An 18,167-nucleotide genomic window follows, 5' to 3' on the forward strand; every position below is an offset into this window, starting at 1 on the left:
ATGCTGAGGAATTTACCGGATAGATAGTGACTTAAAGCAGATATTTACCCGGAATAATGTTCAACTTTTGTTAATTTATGCGTTCCAGAGAAATGAAGCGATGATCGTCCTGGGTTTTCAGCCGAAAGTAGCCGTATACACCGCTGTCCGACACGAAGCCGCGCAGCTTCTCCAACCCCAGCTCCAGGGTCAGGCCCTGCTCGGTGCGCACCACCAGCCGCCTGACGTGCCCCTGGTACATCAGCATGATCTCGTCGCGCCCGAGGGCCAGCCGAAAGGTGTATTGCCGCATTTTCCCTCCTCCCGGGAATAGTCATGAAAAACGGGCAGGAGAGCCTGGCTCCCCTGCCCGCTGCCGATGGGCTTACTGCGCCAGCGCCTTGCTCACCTTCTCGAACAGATCCCGCGCCAGCCCGTCCAGCCTGGCCAGACGGGTCAGCTCGGTGCGAATGAGCGCCTTGCGCCCCTCGTCAAGCCGCTTGAACTGGATGAGCGGGGTGATGAGGCGGGACGCCACCTGGGGATTGACCTCGTTGAGCTCGATCAGGAGATCGGTCAGGAAGCGGTAGCCGCTGCCGTCCACGGCGTGGAACTGTACCTGGTTCGTGGCGAAACTGCCGACGAGCGCCCGCAGCCGGTTCGGGTTGCGGATGCTGAAGGTGGGGTGCGCCATCGCCTGCTTCACGTCGCCGAGCACATCGGCGGCGGGCTTGCTGCCCACCAGACGCAGCCAGTTGTCCAGCACCAGGCCGTCATGGGCCCACTTGCCTTCGAAGTCGGCCATCAGTGCGGCGCGACATGGCAGCAGATGAGCGTTGGCCACCTGCAAGGCCGCCAGGGTGTCGGTCATATTGTCGGCCCCCTGGTACTGCTCCCGCACCAGGGCATCGGCCTGCTCTGGATCCAGGGCCGCCAGATAGCCGAGCACCACGGCCTTGAGGGCACGCCTGGCGGTGTCGGCATGGGTCACCCGATAGCCCGTCAGGCGCTGCCCCTCATAGGTGCTGGCCAGCCGGGCACCGAAGGCCTCGGCCAGTTGGTCATGGATGGCATTGCGCACCCGATGGATGGCGTCGATGTCCGCCACCTCGAACAGCTCGGCCAGGGTCGCCTCCCCCGGCAGCGCCAGGATCTCCGCCTTGAGGGCCGGGTCCAGCGCGGCGTCGTCGAAGATGGCGACGAAGGCACCGAGCAGCGCCCCGGAGAGTTGCACCTCCTGCCCCTGCTGCACCCGGGCCACCCCGGCGATCACCGCCTTGTTGACCAGCATCTGGGCCGCGTCCCAGCGGGCAAACTCGTTGCGGGCATGGCGCATCAGGAAGGCGAGCGCCTCGTCGCTGTAATCAAAGTGCAGCTTGACCGGCGCCGAGAAGTCCCGCAGCAATGAGGGCACCGGCTTGACCGGAACCCGATCGAACACGAAGGTCTGCTCTTCTTCCAGCACGTTCAGCACATTGCCGATGGCCTCCCCCCGATATTGCAGCGGGATCACGGTCCCCTGCTCGTCGTACAGCTCGATATCGAGGGGAATGTGCAGTGGCAGCTTTTGCGGCTGATCCTGGGTCGGCGGGGTGTGCTGACGCACATGGAGGCGGTAGACGCCGCTGGCGGCATCGTACTCGTCGGTCACGGTCAGCTCAGGGGTGCCGGACTGGCTGTACCAGCGGCGGAAGCGGCCGAGATCCACCCCGGAGGCGTCTTCCATCGCCTGCACGAAGTCGTCGCAGGTGGCGGCCGAGCCATCGTGGCGCTCGAAATAGAGCTTCATCCCTGCCTGGAAGGCGGCCTCGCCCAGCAGGGTATGCATCATGCGGATCACTTCCGAGCCCTTCTCGTAGACGGTCAGGGTGTAGAAGTTGTTCATCTCGATCACCACATCCGGGCGGATGGGGTGCGCCATGGGGCCCGCGTCTTCGGCAAACTGCGGGCCGCGCACGGTGCGCACGTTGTTGATGCGGTTGACGCCGCGCGAACCCAGATCGGAGGAGAACTCCTGATCCCGGAACACCGTCAGCCCCTCTTTCAGGCTGAGCTGGAACCAGTCGCGGCAGGTGACGCGGTTGCCGGTCCAGTTGTGGAAGTATTCGTGGGCGATCACCCGCTCGATGCCGTGGTAGTCGGCGTCGGTGGCGGTGGCCGGGTTGGCCAGCACGAACTTGGAGTTGAAGATGTTGAGCCCCTTGTTCTCCATGGCGCCCATGTTGAAGAAGTCCACCGCCACGATCATGTAGATGTCGAGGTCATACTCGAGGCCGAAGCGCTGTTCGTCCCAGCGCATGGACTTGATGAGGCTCTCCATGGCGAAACCGGCGCGGTCCAGGTTGCCCTTGTCCACGAAGATCTCGAGGGCCACCTTGCGACCGCTCCGGGTGACGTAATGGTTGCGCTCCACGTCGAAGTCACCGGCCACCAGGGCAAACAGGTAGCTGGGCTTGGGGAAGGGATCCTGCCACTGCACGAAGTGGCGGCCACCCTCCAGATCGCCGCTCGCCACCTTGTTGCCGTTGGAGAGCAGATAGGGGTACTTGGCCTTGTCGGCGCTGATGCGGGTGCTGTAACGGGCCAGGATGTCCGGCCTGTCCATGTAATAGGTGATGCGACGAAAGCCCTCCGCCTCGCACTGGGTGCAGTAGGCGTCGCCGGACTTGTAGAGCCCCTCCAGCGCCGTGTTGGCGGCGGGATCGATGTCGGTGACCAGGGTCAGCACGCACTCGGCGGGCAGGTTGAACAGGGTCAGGCTGCCCTCTCCCTGCTCGTATTGCTGATAGGGCACGCCGTCCACGTTGACGCTGACGAGGGTGAGTCCCTCGCCGTCCAGCACCAGCGGCTCGTTGTGATCGCCGCTGCGACGCAGTCGGGAGATGGCGGTGACCCGGGTCAGGGGCTCCTGCAACTGGAAATCGAGATCGATGCTGTCGCACCAGTAGAGGGGCGCCCGGTAGTCCTGGCGGTATTTGGCCGTCATGGCCTGGGAGTGATCGGTCATTATTGTGTGCTTCCACGCTTTGTTATCGACGTGTCAGAGGCTGTCACAACGGATCGGCAGGGTCAAATAGTTTGCATTCAGGCAAAAGAAAGGGCGACCAACGTCGCCCTTGTAGACTGCGGATACCGCTGCCGAGGATCAGCCCTGCTTGCTGAGGGTCGCCAGATCCGCGGTGATGTTCGCCGCTTCGACCTGATACTCGTCGGGCGCCTCGAAGTCGGTGGGCAGCTCATCCAGGCTCTTCACCGCCGGCTTGCCAAGACGGGCCAGTCGCTCGTTGGCTCGCACCAGCGCCTTCTCGTCCTGCGTGGCCTGCTCGTCCAGCCGCACGGCTTCATTCAGGGAGACCGACTTCTTGTCCTTGTCCACCTGATACTCCTTGATGTCCTGCAGCACGTAGGCGAACTCGGGATCCTTGGCAATCCGCGCCTCGTGGGCCGTCTTCAACCTGGGCAGCAGGCGGGAGAAGTCACCCAGCCGCTCGTAGCTGGCCGAGGCGATCTTGTCCCAGGGCAGGGCGTTGAACTCGCGGCTCTCCCCCGTCTCGTCCGGTGCCACCGCCGTGGGGAAGGCGATGTCCGGTGCCACCCCCTTATTCTGGGTACTGCCGCCGTCGATGCGGTAGAACTTGGCGATGGTGTACTGCACGTGACCGAGCGGCTGCTCGTAGAAGTCGTAGACCTTGGCCAGGCTGCGATGCTGCTGCACCGTGCCCTTGCCGAACGAGTTCTCGCCGAGGATCAGGGCGCGACCGTAGTCCTGCATGGCGGCGGCGAAGATCTCGGAGGCCGAGGCGCTGTAGCGGTCGATCATCACCGACATGGGGCCGCCGTAATAGACGTTGCCGTCGTCGTCGCCGTTGACGGTGATGCGACCCATGTGATCACGGATCTGTACCACGGGACCGCTCGTGAAGAAGAGACCGCTCAGGGCCGAGGCTTCCGTCAGGGCACCGCCGCCGTTGCCGCGCAGATCCACGATGAGACCGTCGATCTTCTGCTTGTTGAGGCTGGAGAGCTCCTTGATCACGTCGTCGTGCAGGTTGACGTAGAAGCTCGGGATCTCGAGCACCCCTATCTTCTTGCCTTCGGCGGTGATCACCTTGGACTTGGCGGCCCTGTCTTCCAGGCGCACCTTGTCGCGGGTCAGCTCCACCAGCTCGGTCTTGGCGCTGGCGCCCTTGCCGCGCTGGATCTCCAGCTTCACCTTGCTGCCTTTCGGGCCCTTGATGAGCTCGACCACGTCGTCCAGACGCCAGCCGATCACATCGACGATCTTGCCGTCGTCCTGTCCCACCCCGGTGATCTTGTCATCGGGCTTCAGGTGGTTGGACTTGGCCGCCGGGCCGCCGGGCACCAGGGAGCGAATGACGGTGAAGTCATCTTCCGCCTGCAGCACGGCCCCGATCCCTTCCAGCGAGAGGTTCATCTCGGTGTTGAAGCGATCGGCGCTGCGCGGCGACAGGTAGCTGGTATGCGGCTCGATGGCACGGGCGAAGGAGTTCATGAAGAGCTGGAACACGTCCTCGCTCTCGGTCTGGGACATCCGCTTGATGGCGTTGTTGTAACGCTTGCCAAGCAGTTCCTTGATCTCGGGCCACTCCTTGCCGCTGAGCTTGAGGCTCAGGGCATCGAACTTGACCCGCTGGCGCCACAGCTCGTCGAGCTCGGCTTCATCCTTGGGCCAGGGAGCCCCTTCCCGATCGAAGACGTAGTCGTCCTGCTGGGTAAAATCGAAGGGAGTGTCGAGCAGTTTGAGGGCGTATTCGAACCGCTCGTAACGCCGCTGCTGACTCAGGTTGAACATCTCGTAGGCCGGCGCCAGCCGCCCTCTCTCGAGGTCGGTGTCAAAGCCGGTACGGTACTTTTCAAAACGGCTGATGTCAGAGGCCAAAAACAGGTTGCGGCTGTAGTCCAGATTCTCCAGGTACTTGTCGAAGACCACGGAGGAAAAGGCATCGTCCAGCTTGAACTGTTTGTAGTGGGAGCGGGTAAACAGATTGGCAATTCGCTTGCTGGCCGTAGCATGTTGGCTCTCCTGAGCCAACACAGGCAAATCACTTTCCTTGAGCACCGGCTCGATGGCCTGTGCGAGCCCGGCAAGCGCCAGGCTACAGGCAACGAGGGAAAAACGAATCACGCCATGCTTCAACATTCGTCTCCTTAGAGAACCAGATGCTCGAACTTGACCCGCAACATCATGCCGGTCTGCAATTGAACCTGTACGTCATCCTTGGTCACTTCCTTGATGGTGGCAGGCACGGGAGACTTGCCGAGCACGACGCGCACACCCTGTTCCACTTTCAGGGTCGCGGCATCCACCTTGACCAGAGGGGCTTCGTCGGCAACGGGAGCCGCCTTGGGCGCCACTTTCGGCTTGCCGGATTTGGCAGCGGCCTCAGCCTTGCGCGGAGCGGGACGACGAGGCTGCTTGGGCTTGTCTTCCTTCTCTTTGGTGTTGGTGCGGCGGCTGGCAAAGACACGCTCCTTGCTCTCCTTGAGGGCCTGCTTGGCGTGTTCGATGTGCTCTTCTGTCAGCAGTTCACCCGGGTTGCCGTCCAGATCGACACGGGCCTGGCCAGCCTTGAGGCCATGCAGGTAACGCCAGCTGGAGGTGTATTGACGCAGAGCAGAGCGCAGCATGGTCTTGGAGACTCTCTCGTCGTCGGCAAGACGCGCAGCCAGATCCTGGAAGATGCCAATCTTGAGCGGCTTGGCCTCTCCTTCGGCGATGAAGCAGGCCGGGAATTTCTCGACCAGGTAGGCGACGATCTCTTTACTGTTCTTCAGCTTTTCAGTGTTTTCCATGTATAACCTTGGCTTTCATATAGACGCACGGGGCAGCCCCGAACACAACAAAGGCCCCATTATAGAGAGCTTGGGACCTTTTGCGAACCATCTAGCAATGACTTAGAGCATGCTTTCCAAAATTTGCACCGTTTCTTCGAGGCCGATGCGGTCCTGCTCGTCGAAACGGTTAAAGATTGGGCTATCGATATCCAGCACCCCGATGATCTCGCCTGCGCGGCGAAGGGGGATCACGATCTCCGAGTTGCTGGCACCGTCACAGGCGATGTGACCCGCAAACTGGTGCACGTCGTCCACCAGCTGGGTCCTGCCCTCGGCGACCGCGGTGCCACAGACGCCACGCCCGACCGGAATGCGCACGCAGGCGGGCTTGCCCTGGAAGGGCCCCAGCACCAGGGTCTCCCCCTGCAGCAGGTAGAAGCCGACCCAGTTGATGTCGGTCAGCTCCTGGTTGAGCAGGGCGGAGAGGTTCGCCAGGGTGGCGATCAGATCGGGCTCCCCCTCCAGCAATGCCTGGGCCTGCTGGTTGAGGGTGCGATAAAATGCTTGTTTTTCAGTCATGATTAAATGAGCTTCACTCCTTGATAGTGAATGCAAGGTACCGTCCTGCCTGAAAAATTCAAATCAATTTTCACTTCTCCCCCCTCCCGGGGCACCTGAGGTTCTCTCCGGTCAGCGGGCGACGGAGAGCGCCAGCTGCTGGCGCTGGCCATTGCTCCACTCGATATTGAGCAACCAGTCCATTGTCTCCGTGGTGCAGCTCCCCACCTGGGTCGTTCCCTGCCAGCCCCCGTTGCCGGCCTCAAATTGCACCGGGATCCGTCCCATGAACATCTCCTTTCCCTCCAGCCAGGATGTGACCGGTGTGATGGCCGGATGACCTCCCTGAAGGCGCAAGACAAAGTCATGTTCAGGACGGATCGGCAGGCCGTCGACGCTGGCCGTCAGGGGCGCATCGCCGACAAGCAGGGGACAGGGGCTGTGGGACAGATCACAAATCTGATCATTTGTTTCCTCCGATTTCGCGCTTTGGGGGCCCGAAAACCAGGTCCGATAAGCCATCAGGGAGAGCAAAATGGCCAGCACCAAGGTCAAGTGCCCGATTTTGCGTGAAGTGAGTCTCTCTTTCATGAAAAAACAGCCCTGTAAGGTACTTTGAAAATGCGATTTTCGTGATCTGGCGCAAGGTAAAAACTGGCGGACACCAGACCCGCTGGAGCCAAATATATCACTGTTTGTACTGTTATTTTACTGGTCACTTCAGTATCATTCCCAATGAATTTTCATTTAACCACCTTTTGCTTTTCCTTTTATTAACAGATGTTAACGAGAGGATTTTGCAAAACAGGGGTGAAAATGGCCCAGCACACCGGGCACGACAAACAACAGCATCGGAAGCGGAATACAACGATGAGCCATACAACAAACCACCCTGAGTACAACTACACCGTTGTGCGCCAGTTCACCGTCATGACGATCGTCTGGGGAATTGTCGGTATGTCGGTGGGTGTACTGATTGCAGCCCAGTTGATCTGGCCTGCCCTCAACTTCGATACCCCCTGGCTGACCTACAGCCGCCTGCGTCCCCTGCACACCAACGCGGTCATCTTCGCGTTCGGCGTGAGCGCGCTGATGGCCACCTCCTTCTACGTGGTGCAGCGCACCTGCCAGACCCGACTGTTCGGTGGCCCGCTCGCCTCCTTCGTGTTCTGGGGCTGGCAGGCGATCATCCTCTCGGCCGCCATCTCCCTCCCGCTCGGGTACACCACCTCCAAGGAGTACGCCGAACTGGAGTGGCCCATCGACATCGCCATCGCCGTGGTCTGGGTCAGCTACGCCATCGTCTTCTTTGGCACCCTGGCCAAGCGCACCACCTCCCACATCTATGTGGCGAACTGGTTCTTCGGTGCCTTCATCATCACGGTGGCCGTGCTGCACATCGTCAACAACATGGAAGTGCCGCTGTCCGGCATGAAGTCCTACTCCATGTACTCCGGCGCCATGGATGCCATGGTGCAGTGGTGGTATGGCCACAACGCGGTGGGCTTCCTGCTGACCGCAGGCTTCCTTGGGATGATGTACTACTTCGTGCCCAAGCAGGCGGGCCGCCCTGTCTACTCCTACCGCCTCTCCATCGTGCACTTCTGGGCGCTGATCTCCCTCTATATCTGGGCCGGTCCGCACCACCTGCACTACACCGCCCTGCCCGACTGGGCCCAGTCGCTGGGCATGGTGATGTCCCTCATCCTGTTCGTCCCCTCCTGGGGCGGCATGATCAACGGCATCATGACCCTGTCGGGTGCCTGGCACAAGCTGCGCTATGACCCCATACTGCGCTTCCTGATCGTGTCCCTGTCGTTCTACGGCATGTCCACCTTCGAAGGCCCCATGATGGCGATCAAGACGGTCAACGCCCTCTCCCACTACACCGACTGGACAATCGGTCACGTTCACTCCGGTGCCTTGGGCTGGGTTGCCATGGTGTCCATCGGCGCCGTGTACCACCTGATCCCGAACCTGTTCGGCCAGGGCCGCATGTACAGCATCAAGCTCATCAACGTCCACTTCTGGCTGGCGACCGTGGGCACCGTGCTCTACATCGTCGCCATGTGGATTTCCGGGGTGATGCAGGGTCTGATGTGGCGTGCGGTCAACGACGACGGCACCCTGACCTACAGCTTCGTGGAGGCGTTGCAGGCCTCTTATCCCTTCTACTTCGTGCGCTTCCTGGGTGGCTGCTTCTTCGTCACCGGCATGCTGCTGATGGCCTACAACGCCTATCGCACCGTCACTGCGCCCAAGGGTTCCCTGGAACCCGTCGCACAGCCAGCCTGATTTGAAGGGGTCTAACGCATGAGCAACAACAACCGTCACGAAATTTTTGAAAAGAGCGTTCCCATGCTGGTGGTCGGCATCATCTTTGCCATCAGCCTGGGGGGCCTGGTCGAGATCACCCCGCTGTTCTTCCAGAAGCAGACCACTGAGCCGGTGGAGGGCCTCAAGCCCTACACCGCCCTGCAGATGGAAGGGCGCGACATCTTCATCCGCGAAGGGTGCAACGTCTGCCACAGCCAGATGATCCGCCCGTTCCGCGCCGAAACCGAGCGCTACGGCCACTACTCGGTCGCTGGCGAGAGCGTGTGGGAGCACCCCTTCCTGTGGGGCTCCAAGCGTACCGGTCCGGATCTGGCCCGGGTCGGCGGCCGCTACTCCGATGACTGGCACCGTGCCCACCTCATCAACCCGCGCGACGTGGTGCCCGAGTCCAACATGCCTGCCTTCCCCTGGCTCGAGACCAACGTGCTGAGCGGCGAGCTGACCGGCAAGAAGCTGGCCCTGTTCCGGGATCACTTCGGCGTGCCCTACACGGATGCCGATATCCAGGGCGCGGGCGACGCGGTCAAGGGCAAGACGGAGCTGGATGCCCTGGTGGCCTATCTGCAATCACTGGGTCATGCCCTGAAATAAGGAGTCGAAATATGGATTACGGCACCTTCCGCGGCCTGTACACCCTGCTGTTGATGGCCATCATGATCGGCATCATCGTCTGGGCCTACAGCAAGCGCCGCAAGGCCTCCTTCGACGAGGCCGCCAACCTGGTCTTTGCCGACGACGAGCAACCCAGTGCTGATAACAAGAACGCAGGAGCGAAGCAATAATGAGCACTCTGTTTAGCATTTTTGTGACCGTCATCAGTCTTGGCACCATTCTCGGCTGCTTCCTGCTGCTGGCCTGGTGCATGAGAGACAAGATGGGAACCGAAGAGGGCAAGCCCATGGGCCACGCCTTCGACGGCATCGAGGAGATCAACAACCCGTTGCCGAAGTGGTGGTCCTATATGTTCCTCTTCTTCATCGTCACCGGGCTCATCTACCTGCTCGCCTTCCCGGGCCTTGGCAATTTCAAGGGTCTGCTGGGCTGGCAGAGCTCCAACCAGGACGTTCGCTCGCTGGCCGAGTCCAAGGCTGCAGCCGAGTCTGCCAAGGCCGAAGGGCGCGCGGTGGAGTACGACCGTGAGCTTGCCAAGGCCGACGAGGTCTATGGCGCCAAGTTCCGCGAGCTGACCTATCAGGCGGACGGCAAGAACTACAAGGAGATCACCGAGATCGCCAAGGATCCTGAAGCCCTGAAGGTGGGTCAGCGCCTGTTCCTGCAGAACTGCTCCCAGTGCCACGGCTCCGATGCCCGCGGTGGTCGCGGCTTCCCGAACCTGACCGACAGCGAATGGCAGTGGGGTGGCCAGCCCGACCAGATCAAGACCACCATCATGGGCGGTCGTCAGGGGGTCATGGCCGCCTGGGGCGAGATCCTGGGTCAGGACGGGGTGAAGGAGGTGGCCTCCTACGTGCTGAGTCTCTCCGGCCGCAAGGTGGATCTGGTGGAAGCCAAGAAGGGTGAGGCGCGCTTCGCCATGTGCGCCGCCTGCCACGGCCCGGATGCCAAGGGCGGCATCGCCTTCGGGGCGCCGGATCTCACCAACAACACCTGGCTCTACGGCGGCTCCCGTCAGGTGGTCGAGCAGACCATCACCCACGGGCGTCACGGCGTGATGCCGGCCTGGAAGGATATCCTGGGTGAAGACAAGGTCCACCTGCTGGCATCCTATGTCTATAGTTTGTCCCACCAGGCGCAGTAACATAAGCAGTAACATGTGATAAGCACGTGATTACTCAGCAAAAAGCCTCGACTCTTCGAGGCTTTTTGTTATCTTGTGTTGGCTGAAAAGCCTCCATCTTGTTAATCATAGGTTTCGGTAGCACCATGTCCCAACCCTGGTATCGCCAATTCTGGCCCTGGTTCATCATCGCCCTCCCCTGCGCCGCCGTCATCGGCAGCATCGCCACCGCCATCATCGCCAGCCAGGACGGTGTCAACCTGGTGGCGGAGGACTATTACAAGCAGGGCAAGGAGATCAACCAGGATCTCAGCAAGTTCGATCGCGCCGAGGCCCTCGGCATCCGCATCGCCCTCTCGGTCAGCGACAAGGAGCTGACCCTGAAACCCCTGTCGGGAGACATTCCCCCCGGCCAGGCGCTGCGCCTCTCCCTGTTTCATCCGACCCTGGCGGGCCAGGACAGCGAACACCTGCTGACGGCGGATGGCAACGGCGTCTATCGCCTGCTGCTGGAGCAACCCGTCACCGGCAAATGGCATGTGCGGGTCGACGCCTTCAATCATGAATGGCGCCTGCAGGAGACGACACAACTGCCGACCCGGGCCCCCGTCGAACTCGATCCCAAGGGACGTTGAACCATGGAGGAGGAGCAGCCGTCTCCCGGCATGCGAGCCTCCTCCCTTATCTTGCCCACGAGGGCTGCAGCAAAGAGGGATCATGCCCATGACCGGCTGTTTTCACTGTGGTGAACCGGTTCCCACTGACAATCACTTTACCCTAGAGATCAAAGGCATAGTCCAGCCCATGTGCTGCCCCGGTTGCCAGGCCGTGGCGCAGACCATTCTCGAGTGCGGCCTCGCCAGTTACTACGAACACCGCACCGCCCCGGGCAGCAAGGGGGAGCTGGTGCCGAGCGAGCTGGCCGCCCTCACCCACTATGATCTTGCCGAGGTGCAACAGGAGTTCGTCACCGAGACGGGCACGGGGAGCCAGCGAATGCGGGAGATCCAGCTCACCGTGGAGGGGCTGACCTGCGCCGCCTGCGCCTGGCTTATCGAGCGCCACTTGAGCAAGCTCTCTGGCCTGCACTATGTCAACGTCAACACCACCACCCACCGCGCCCGCATCAAGTGGGATCCGGACAGGCTTAGCTTGAGCGACATCCTCAAGGGCTTCGCCAAGATAGGTTACCGCGCCTACCCCTTCCAGACCCACAGCCAGGAGGCGCTCTACGCCCGCGAGGTGCGCAGCTACATGTTCCGCATGGCGCTGGCCGGCCTCGGCTCCATGCAGGTGATGATGTGCGCCGTGGCGCTCTACATGGACCTCTTCATCAGCGTGGAGGAGGAGTTCATGATCTACTTCAAGTGGATAAGCCTCCTGCTCTCCACCCCCATCATGATCTACTCGGCCCAGCCCTTCTATGTGGGGGCCTGGCGCAGCCTGAAGCAGGGCCACCTCTCCATGGACGTCTCGGTGTCGCTGGCCCTCATCGGAGCCTTCGTCGCCTCCCTCTGGGCCACCGTCTTCAACACCGGCGAGGTCTATTACGACTCCATCACCATGTTCGTCTTCTTCCTGCTGCTGGGGCGCTTGCTCGAGCTGAGAGCCAGGCGCAAGGCGTCGGAGTCCAGCTCCAACCTGGCGCGCCTGGTCCCCGTCATGGCCACCCGGATCGACGACGATGGCGAGCGCGAGGTGGCGGCCAAGACGCTGCGGATCGGGGACAGGGTCCGGGTGCTGGCCGGTGCCACCCTGCCTGCAGACGGCCTCATTCTCCAGGGTCAGGCCAGCCTCAACGAGGCCATGCTGACCGGCGAGCAGTTGCCGCTGCTCAAGCAGGCGGGGGATCCCGTCTACGCCGGCACCATCAACACGGACGCGCCGCTGGAGATCCGGGTCAGCCACCCCATCGAGGAGTCGCGCCTCGCCCAGATCATGCGCCTGCAGGATCACGCGCTGGACGACAAACCCGCCATCGCCCAGCTGGCAGACGTGCTATCCCGCCACTTTATCCTGGTGCTGCTGGTGATTGCCGCCTTGGTCTGGACCTTCTGGCACTTCCACGCTCCCGAACGCGCCTTCTGGGTCACTCTGGCGGTGCTGGTGGCGACCTGCCCCTGCGCCCTGTCGCTGGCCACCCCGACCGCGCTCACCTCGGCCACCGCCCATCTCACCCGCAGCGGCATCTTGCTGCGCCGCGGCCATGTGCTAGACATCTTGACCAAGGCCAACCGGGTGGTGATGGACAAGACGGGCACCCTGACCACGGGCAACATCAGCCTGGTGCAGACTCGGACGCTGGCCGAGCTCGACGAGACACAGTGTCTGGCCATCGCCCAGGCCCTGGAGGCCTACTCCGAACACCCCATCGCCCGCGCGTTTCGCAACCAGCCCGTGGTGGACGGGGTGCTGCCGGCTGCAAGCGACGTCACTCCCGTCATCGGTCACGGCATAGAGGGCAAGATAGCGGGCAAGCCTTATCGCCTCGGCAGCGCCCGCTGGATCGGGCTGGCTGATGACCAGGATGCCGCACAAGGGTTGGCCATCTACCTGGCCGACGAGCACGGGCCCTTGGCCCGCTTTGTGCTCGCGGATACCTTACGTCCGGATGCCAGGGCGCTGATCCAGGCCTTCCAGGCCGCCGGTCTCCAGACCACCATACTCACCGGTGACGGCTCGGCCCAGAGCGACAGGCTGGCCCGGGAGCTGGGAGTCGACGAGCTGGTCAAGGGGGTCACCCCGGATGGCAAGCTGGCCTACCTCAAGGCCCGGGAGGCGGCCGGGGATATCAGCATCATGGTGGGGGACGGCATCAACGATGCCCCGGTGCTGGCCGGTGCCCACGCCTCCTTCGCCATGGCGGGAGGCACGGATCTGGCGAAGAACAGCGCCGACGCCATCCTGCTGGCGGACGATCTCTCCCGCCTGCTGGCCGCCCGCACCCTGGCGCTGCGCACCCGCAAGATCATCAAGGAGAACTTCGCCTGGTCCATCGGTTACAACCTGCTGGTACTGCCGCTGGCGGCGAGCGGCTGGCTGCCCCCCTATCTCGCGGCGGCAGGCATGTCCTTAAGCTCCCTCATCGTGGTCACCAACTCCATGCGGCTCAATCGCTGATCCCGGCCATGGATTGAACGGCCAGCCTGCGTGGCGGGCCACATTTCTCGCCAATGGCGGCTGGCTCTGGGCCCGAACGGGGTTAACATGAGCCGAGTCGTCAAAGCGACTCCTTCACCAAGGTAGAGATCATGAACATCATCTTCGTCCTCATCCCCATCGCCATCCTGTTCGTCATCATCGCGGGCGTGGTCTTCTTCTGGGCCATCCGCTCCGAGCAGTTCGAGGATCTCGACAGGCAGGGCTCCAACATCCTGTTTGACGAGGAGCAGCCGGCCCCCCGGGAGAAGACGCCAGAGGAGGACGGCAAGCATCATGACCACCAGCCTTGATCTGATGGGGGCCCTGCTGGTGGGGCTGGCGGGATCCGGTCACTGCATCGGCATGTGCGGCGGCGTCTCGGCCGCGCTCTCCATGGCCATTCCCGCCCGGAAGCAGCACTTCTGGGGCCGGCTCGGCTATCTGCTCAACTACAACCTCGGCCGGATCCTGAGTTACGTGATCGCCGGCGCCTTGGTGGGGGGGCTGCTGGCCACCACCAGCGAGCTGGGTGCGGGCAGGCACGCCCTGGCAGGGCTGCGTCTCATTGCGGCCCTGCTGATGATAGCGCTCGGCCTCTATCTGGCCGGCTGGTGGCAGGGTGTGCTGCTGCTGGAGCGCATGGGCGCCAGACTATGGCCCCATATCAAGCCGCTGGCGGGCAAGTTTATCCCCTTCACATCGGCCTGGCAGGCCCTTCCCTTTGGCATGGTATGGGGCTGGCTGCCCTGCGGCCTGGTCTACTCCATGCTGACCTGGAGCGCGGCGGCAGGCTCGACCGGTGGCGGGGCACTCATTATGCTCTTTTTCGGCCTCGGCACCCTGCCAACCCTGTTTGCCCTGGGGGGGCTTGCTGATCGGCTGCGTTACTGGCTGACCCTGCGCAGCCTGCGCCTGGGCGGCGCCTTGCTGCTCATGGCATACGGACTTCATACCCTCTGGATCGGGCTGGCGTCCTTTTGAAACCCTATCCAAAACGGATGAGATGGTGGTAAACTTGTTTGATATAAATCAATTATTCATTTGAGCCTATGATCCCGGACAAGAAACCTGGCAGACGTATTCAGAGCGGTGGCTGTGCAATTCATTGCCAGGATTGCAGCATCAGCCAGCTCTGCATCCCCTTCACCCTGAACGACAACGAGCTCGATCAGCTGGACAGTATCATCGAGCGCAAGAAGCCGATCCAGAAGGGTGAAGAGTTGTTCAAGGCCGGTGACGAGCTGAAGTCGCTCTACGCCATCCGTTCCGGGACCATCAAGTCATACACCATCACCGAGCAGGGGGACGAGCAGATCACCGCCTTCCACCTGGCCGGCGATCTGGTCGGTTTCGACGCCATCCACAAGCAGGCACACCCCTCCTTCGCCCAGGCACTGGAAACCGCCATGGTGTGCGAAATTCCGTTCGACGTGCTCGACGATCTCTCCGGCAAGATGCCCAAGCTGCGCCAGCAGATCATGCGCCTGATGAGCAACGAGATCATGGGGGATCAGGAGATGATCCTGCTGCTCTCCAAGAAGAACGCCGAGGAGCGCCTCGCCGCCTTCCTGCACAACCTGTCGGTGCGCTTCTCCGAGCGCGGCTTCTCCGCCAAGGAGTTCCGCCTCTCCATGACCCGGGGCGACATCGGCAACTACCTCGGCCTCACCGTCGAGACCATCAGCCGTCTGCTCGGCCGCTTCCAGAAGTCAGGTCTCATCAGCGTCAAGGGCAAGTACATTACCGTGCTGGATCACGTGGCCCTCGGCGTCATGGCCGGTGCTACCCGTCCCCCCTGCGGCTGATTTCCCCCGCCTACTCCATTCTCAGCCGGATCTGTTCGCCCTGAAATTTGATCCGGCACACCTTCCCGCCTCCCCCCTTGGACTAAGCTGTAATGGCTAAAGAGTTGCCATCATTGGCCTTTTTGCCAAGGAGGAGAACATGGTCAAGTACCGAAACATTCTGGTGGTGATCAACCCGGAAGAGGAGCGCCAGATCGCCCTCGAACGCGCGGTCAAGGTCGCCGAGCTGGAGCAGGGCGCCCAGCTGACCCTGCTCCTGACGATCTACGACTTCTCGTATGAAATGACTGCCATGCTGTCGGCGGACGAGCGGGAAGAGATGCGCCATGGCGTCATCGCCCAACGTCGGGAGTGGCTCGACGAGATCCTCCAGCCTTACCGAGACAGGGGGGTGGAGTGCGAGGTGAAGGTCCTGTGGCACAATCGTCCCTTCGAGTGCGTCATTCAGGAGGTGCTGGAGCAGCGCCACGATCTGGTGGTCAAGGCGACCCACAAGCACTCCTTCCTGCAAACCTTCATCTTCACCCCGACCGACTGGCACCTGCTGCGCAAGTGTCCCTGCCCTGTCCTGCTGGTGAAGGAGGGTCACTGGCAACGGGGCGGCAGCCTCATCGCCGCCATCAACTGCTCGAGCGACGACAAGGAGCAGAAGGTCCTCAATGATCGCATCACCCGCGAGGGGATCGCCATCGCCGAGCTGCTCGGCGCCAACCTCTATCTGGTCAACACCTACCCGGGCACCCCGGTCAACGTGGCCATCGAGCTGCCCGAGTTCGATCCCAACGCCTACAACGACGCCATTCGCAAGCATCACGAAGACCTGCTGAGGGAGCATGCCGATCAGTTCGGCATCAACCACATGTGGACCAAGGTGGCGGAAGGCCTCCCCGAAGAAGTGCTGCCGGACATGGCGGACGAGCTCAAGGCCACCCTGATGATCATGGGCTGCGTCGGTCGCACCGGGCTCTCCGCCGCCCTGCTCGGCAACACGGCGGAGCACGTGGTGGACAGGCTCAACTGCGACATCCTCATCCTCAAGCCCGACGATTACAGCTGCCCGGTGGATGACAGGCGGCATACCGCATAAGCGTTTCTTGCCCTCCCCCGGGACATGGCTATAATAAGCCGCTTATTTTTGTCCCGGGTTTGAGGCCATGCTAGAAGAGCTTAACGCCAAAGAGAAATACAGTTTCAACAAGCTGCAGAAACGCCTGCGGCGCAACGTGGGCCAGGCCATCGCCGACTTCAACATGGTTGAAGAGGGTGACAAGATCATGGTCTGCCTGTCCGGCGGCAAGGACAGCTTTGCCATGCTCGACATCCTGATGAGCCTGAAGGCCAGCGCCCCCATCCATTTCGATCTCGTGGCCGTCAACCTGGATCAGAAGCAACCCGGCTTCCCCGAGCACGTGCTGCCGGAATACCTGAGCACCCTCGGCATCGACTTCAAGATCGTCGAAGAGGATACCTACGCCATCGTCAAGGAGAAGGTGCCGGAGGGCAAGACCACCTGCGCGCTCTGCTCCCGCCTGCGCCGCGGCATCCTCTACCGTACCGCCCAGGAATTGGGCTGCACCAAGATTGCCCTCGGCCATCACAGGGACGACATCCTCGAGACCCTGTTCCTCAACATGTTCTACGGCGGCAAGCTGAAATCCATGCCGCCCAAGCTGGTGAGCGACGATGGCAAGAACGTGGTGATCCGCCCGCTCGCCTACTGCAAGGAAAAAGACCTGGTGCGCTATGCCGAGGTCAAGGCCTTCCCCATCATCCCCTGCAACCTGTGCGGCTCCCAGGAGAACCTGCAGCGCCAGGCCATCAAGCAGATGATGCAGGAGTGGGATCGCCGCTTCCCCGGCCGTCTCGAGACCATGTTCACCGCCATCCAGGACGTGATCCCGAGCCACCTGCTCGATCACAAGCTGTTTGACTTCAAGAGCATCAACCGGGACTCCGGCATCATCGACGGGGGTGACAAGGCATTCGACCCGCCCGAGCTGCCCAAGGCGCCGCTGCTGGACATCGACGAGATGGACATGCTGGACGTGATCGAGGTGCGCTGAGCTCCCTGCCAGCGAGCACGAAAAAGGAGCGCCATGCGCTCCTTTTCTTTGCCTGTCTGGCACCCGGCTTCTTCAGCCCTTGTGCAACCAGGGGGTCAGCCGCAGTATCTCTCCCTGCAGTTGCAGCCTGCCGTTGGCAAAGGCCGCCAGCTGGGCATTGCTCAGCAGCAGTTGCCCCTGCTGCCAGGGCACCGCCTCCTGGCGGGCGCCCTCGACTAGGTAGGCCGTCCCCGAAGGCGCCACCAGGGAGAAGCGCACCCCTTCCATCCGCGGCAGGAAATACTTGCCGACCATGCCGGCCATCTTGTCGAGCAACTGCTGCATCTGCTGCTGGCGCAGGGCGATCTCCGCCAGCGGCACCTCGGGGGTGGCGGGGGCGTCAGCCATCACCTGCACCGACATGTCGCAGGCGGCGTGTGGCTCGGTGAGCTCGACCACCACGGTCGCCTTGTCCAGATTGAGATCATCGTCGTAGGGCAGGCGCAGCTCGCTGTCCACCGTGACCTCGGCAGGCACATCCCTGTCCGGGGTCGAGACCCTGGCCGAAGTGAGCAGGCAGCGCCGGCCATTTTGCGGATCGGTCAGATAAAACCCCAGCCTGGCGTGGCCGAATTCCCCCTTGGCGAAGGTCTTCATCTGGCTGTAGAAGGTGCCGTAGGCCAGCTCCAGGGACGGCGCCGCCTGCCCCAGCATGGGCACCAGCAGCAGGGCTGCCGCCACCCCGTATCGATTCGTCATATGCCATCCTCT

The 18,167-nt window shown here is 62.1% G+C and carries 18 protein-coding genes; 11 read left to right on the forward strand and 7 right to left on the reverse strand.

What is annotated here, in order from left to right; all coding sequences use genetic code 11:
- Positions 1-70: 70 nt before the first annotated feature.
- The 6 genes from R2B70_RS10220 to R2B70_RS10245 form a co-directional block, all read right to left on the reverse strand.
- A complete protein-coding gene (locus R2B70_RS10220; RefSeq protein ID WP_042076245.1) occupies positions 71-292 on the reverse strand; it encodes a DUF2835 family protein in 222 nt (73 codons plus the stop codon).
- Positions 293-364: 72 nt separating this feature from the next.
- Complete coding sequence (gene pepN / locus R2B70_RS10225; protein ID WP_318161383.1) at positions 365-2,986, reverse strand: aminopeptidase N; 2,622 nt, start codon at positions 2,984-2,986, stop codon at positions 365-367.
- 138 nt (positions 2,987-3,124) lie between these two features.
- Positions 3,125-5,140, reverse strand: a complete 2,016-nt coding sequence (gene prc, locus R2B70_RS10230) for a carboxy terminal-processing peptidase (protein ID WP_042076241.1) — start codon at positions 5,138-5,140, stop codon at positions 3,125-3,127.
- A gap of 8 nt (positions 5,141-5,148) precedes the next feature.
- Entirely contained in the window at positions 5,149-5,793 is a 645-nt protein-coding gene (gene proQ / locus R2B70_RS10235; protein ID WP_042076240.1) for an RNA chaperone ProQ, read from the reverse strand.
- Positions 5,794-5,895: 102 nt separating this feature from the next.
- Positions 5,896-6,354 carry a GAF domain-containing protein gene (locus R2B70_RS10240; RefSeq protein ID WP_042076238.1) on the reverse strand — a complete coding sequence of 153 codons (459 nt, stop codon included), beginning with the start codon at positions 6,352-6,354 and terminating at the stop codon, positions 5,896-5,898.
- A gap of 111 nt (positions 6,355-6,465) precedes the next feature.
- Complete coding sequence (locus tag R2B70_RS10245; protein WP_318161384.1) at positions 6,466-6,924, reverse strand: hypothetical protein; 459 nt, start codon at positions 6,922-6,924, stop codon at positions 6,466-6,468.
- 279 nt (positions 6,925-7,203) lie between these two features.
- Here R2B70_RS10245 and ccoN point away from each other — a divergent pair, with 279 nt between their 5' ends.
- From ccoN to ttcA, 11 genes are all read left to right on the forward strand, one after another.
- The gene (ccoN, locus tag R2B70_RS10250) at positions 7,204-8,628 is read left to right on the forward strand and encodes a cytochrome-c oxidase, cbb3-type subunit I (RefSeq protein WP_042076236.1); all 1,425 of its coding nucleotides are present in this window, start codon (positions 7,204-7,206) and stop codon (positions 8,626-8,628) included.
- Between the two features lie 18 nt (positions 8,629-8,646).
- A complete protein-coding gene (ccoO, locus tag R2B70_RS10255) occupies positions 8,647-9,261 on the forward strand; it encodes a cytochrome-c oxidase, cbb3-type subunit II (protein ID WP_042076233.1) in 615 nt (204 codons plus the stop codon).
- An 11-nt stretch (positions 9,262-9,272) separates the two neighbouring features.
- Positions 9,273-9,452 (forward strand): CcoQ/FixQ family Cbb3-type cytochrome c oxidase assembly chaperone, encoded by a 180-nt coding sequence (locus R2B70_RS10260; protein ID WP_042076232.1) that lies wholly within the window; start codon positions 9,273-9,275, stop codon positions 9,450-9,452.
- Positions 9,452-10,429 (forward strand): cytochrome-c oxidase, cbb3-type subunit III, encoded by a 978-nt coding sequence (gene ccoP / locus R2B70_RS10265; protein WP_042076230.1) that lies wholly within the window; start codon positions 9,452-9,454, stop codon positions 10,427-10,429. Before R2B70_RS10260 ends, ccoP begins: the two co-directional genes overlap by 1 nt.
- Positions 10,430-10,554: 125 nt before the next feature.
- On the forward strand, positions 10,555-11,043 hold the full coding sequence (locus R2B70_RS10270) for a FixH family protein (RefSeq protein ID WP_318161385.1): 489 nt from the start codon (positions 10,555-10,557) through the stop codon (positions 11,041-11,043).
- Between the two features lie 88 nt (positions 11,044-11,131).
- Positions 11,132-13,528 (forward strand): heavy metal translocating P-type ATPase, encoded by a 2,397-nt coding sequence (locus tag R2B70_RS10275; RefSeq protein WP_318161386.1) that lies wholly within the window; start codon positions 11,132-11,134, stop codon positions 13,526-13,528.
- 131 nt (positions 13,529-13,659) lie between these two features.
- Positions 13,660-13,860: a cbb3-type cytochrome oxidase assembly protein CcoS gene (ccoS, locus tag R2B70_RS10280; protein ID WP_318161387.1), complete on the forward strand. Its 201-nt coding sequence runs from the start codon at positions 13,660-13,662 to the stop codon at positions 13,858-13,860.
- Complete coding sequence (locus tag R2B70_RS10285; RefSeq protein WP_318161388.1) at positions 13,844-14,530, forward strand: sulfite exporter TauE/SafE family protein; 687 nt, start codon at positions 13,844-13,846, stop codon at positions 14,528-14,530. The genes ccoS and R2B70_RS10285 overlap by 17 nt, the downstream gene beginning before the upstream one ends.
- Positions 14,531-14,598: 68 nt before the next feature.
- Positions 14,599-15,354: an FNR family transcription factor gene (locus tag R2B70_RS10290; RefSeq protein WP_042076225.1), complete on the forward strand. Its 756-nt coding sequence runs from the start codon at positions 14,599-14,601 to the stop codon at positions 15,352-15,354.
- Between the two features lie 139 nt (positions 15,355-15,493).
- Positions 15,494-16,441, forward strand: a complete 948-nt coding sequence (uspE, locus tag R2B70_RS10295) for a universal stress protein UspE (protein WP_209792386.1) — start codon at positions 15,494-15,496, stop codon at positions 16,439-16,441.
- 67 nt (positions 16,442-16,508) lie between these two features.
- Positions 16,509-17,417 (forward strand): tRNA 2-thiocytidine(32) synthetase TtcA, encoded by a 909-nt coding sequence (gene ttcA, locus R2B70_RS10300; RefSeq protein WP_042074174.1) that lies wholly within the window; start codon positions 16,509-16,511, stop codon positions 17,415-17,417.
- A gap of 72 nt (positions 17,418-17,489) precedes the next feature.
- Here ttcA and R2B70_RS10305 read toward each other — a convergent pair whose 3' ends face one another.
- On the reverse strand, positions 17,490-18,155 hold the full coding sequence (locus R2B70_RS10305; protein WP_318161389.1) for a DUF2987 domain-containing protein: 666 nt from the start codon (positions 18,153-18,155) through the stop codon (positions 17,490-17,492).
- Between the last annotated feature and the right edge of the window lie 12 nt (positions 18,156-18,167).

It is taken from the genome of Aeromonas sp. XH (assembly GCF_033348475.1).
Classification (GTDB): Bacteria; Pseudomonadota; Gammaproteobacteria; order Enterobacterales; family Aeromonadaceae; genus Aeromonas; species Aeromonas sanarellii.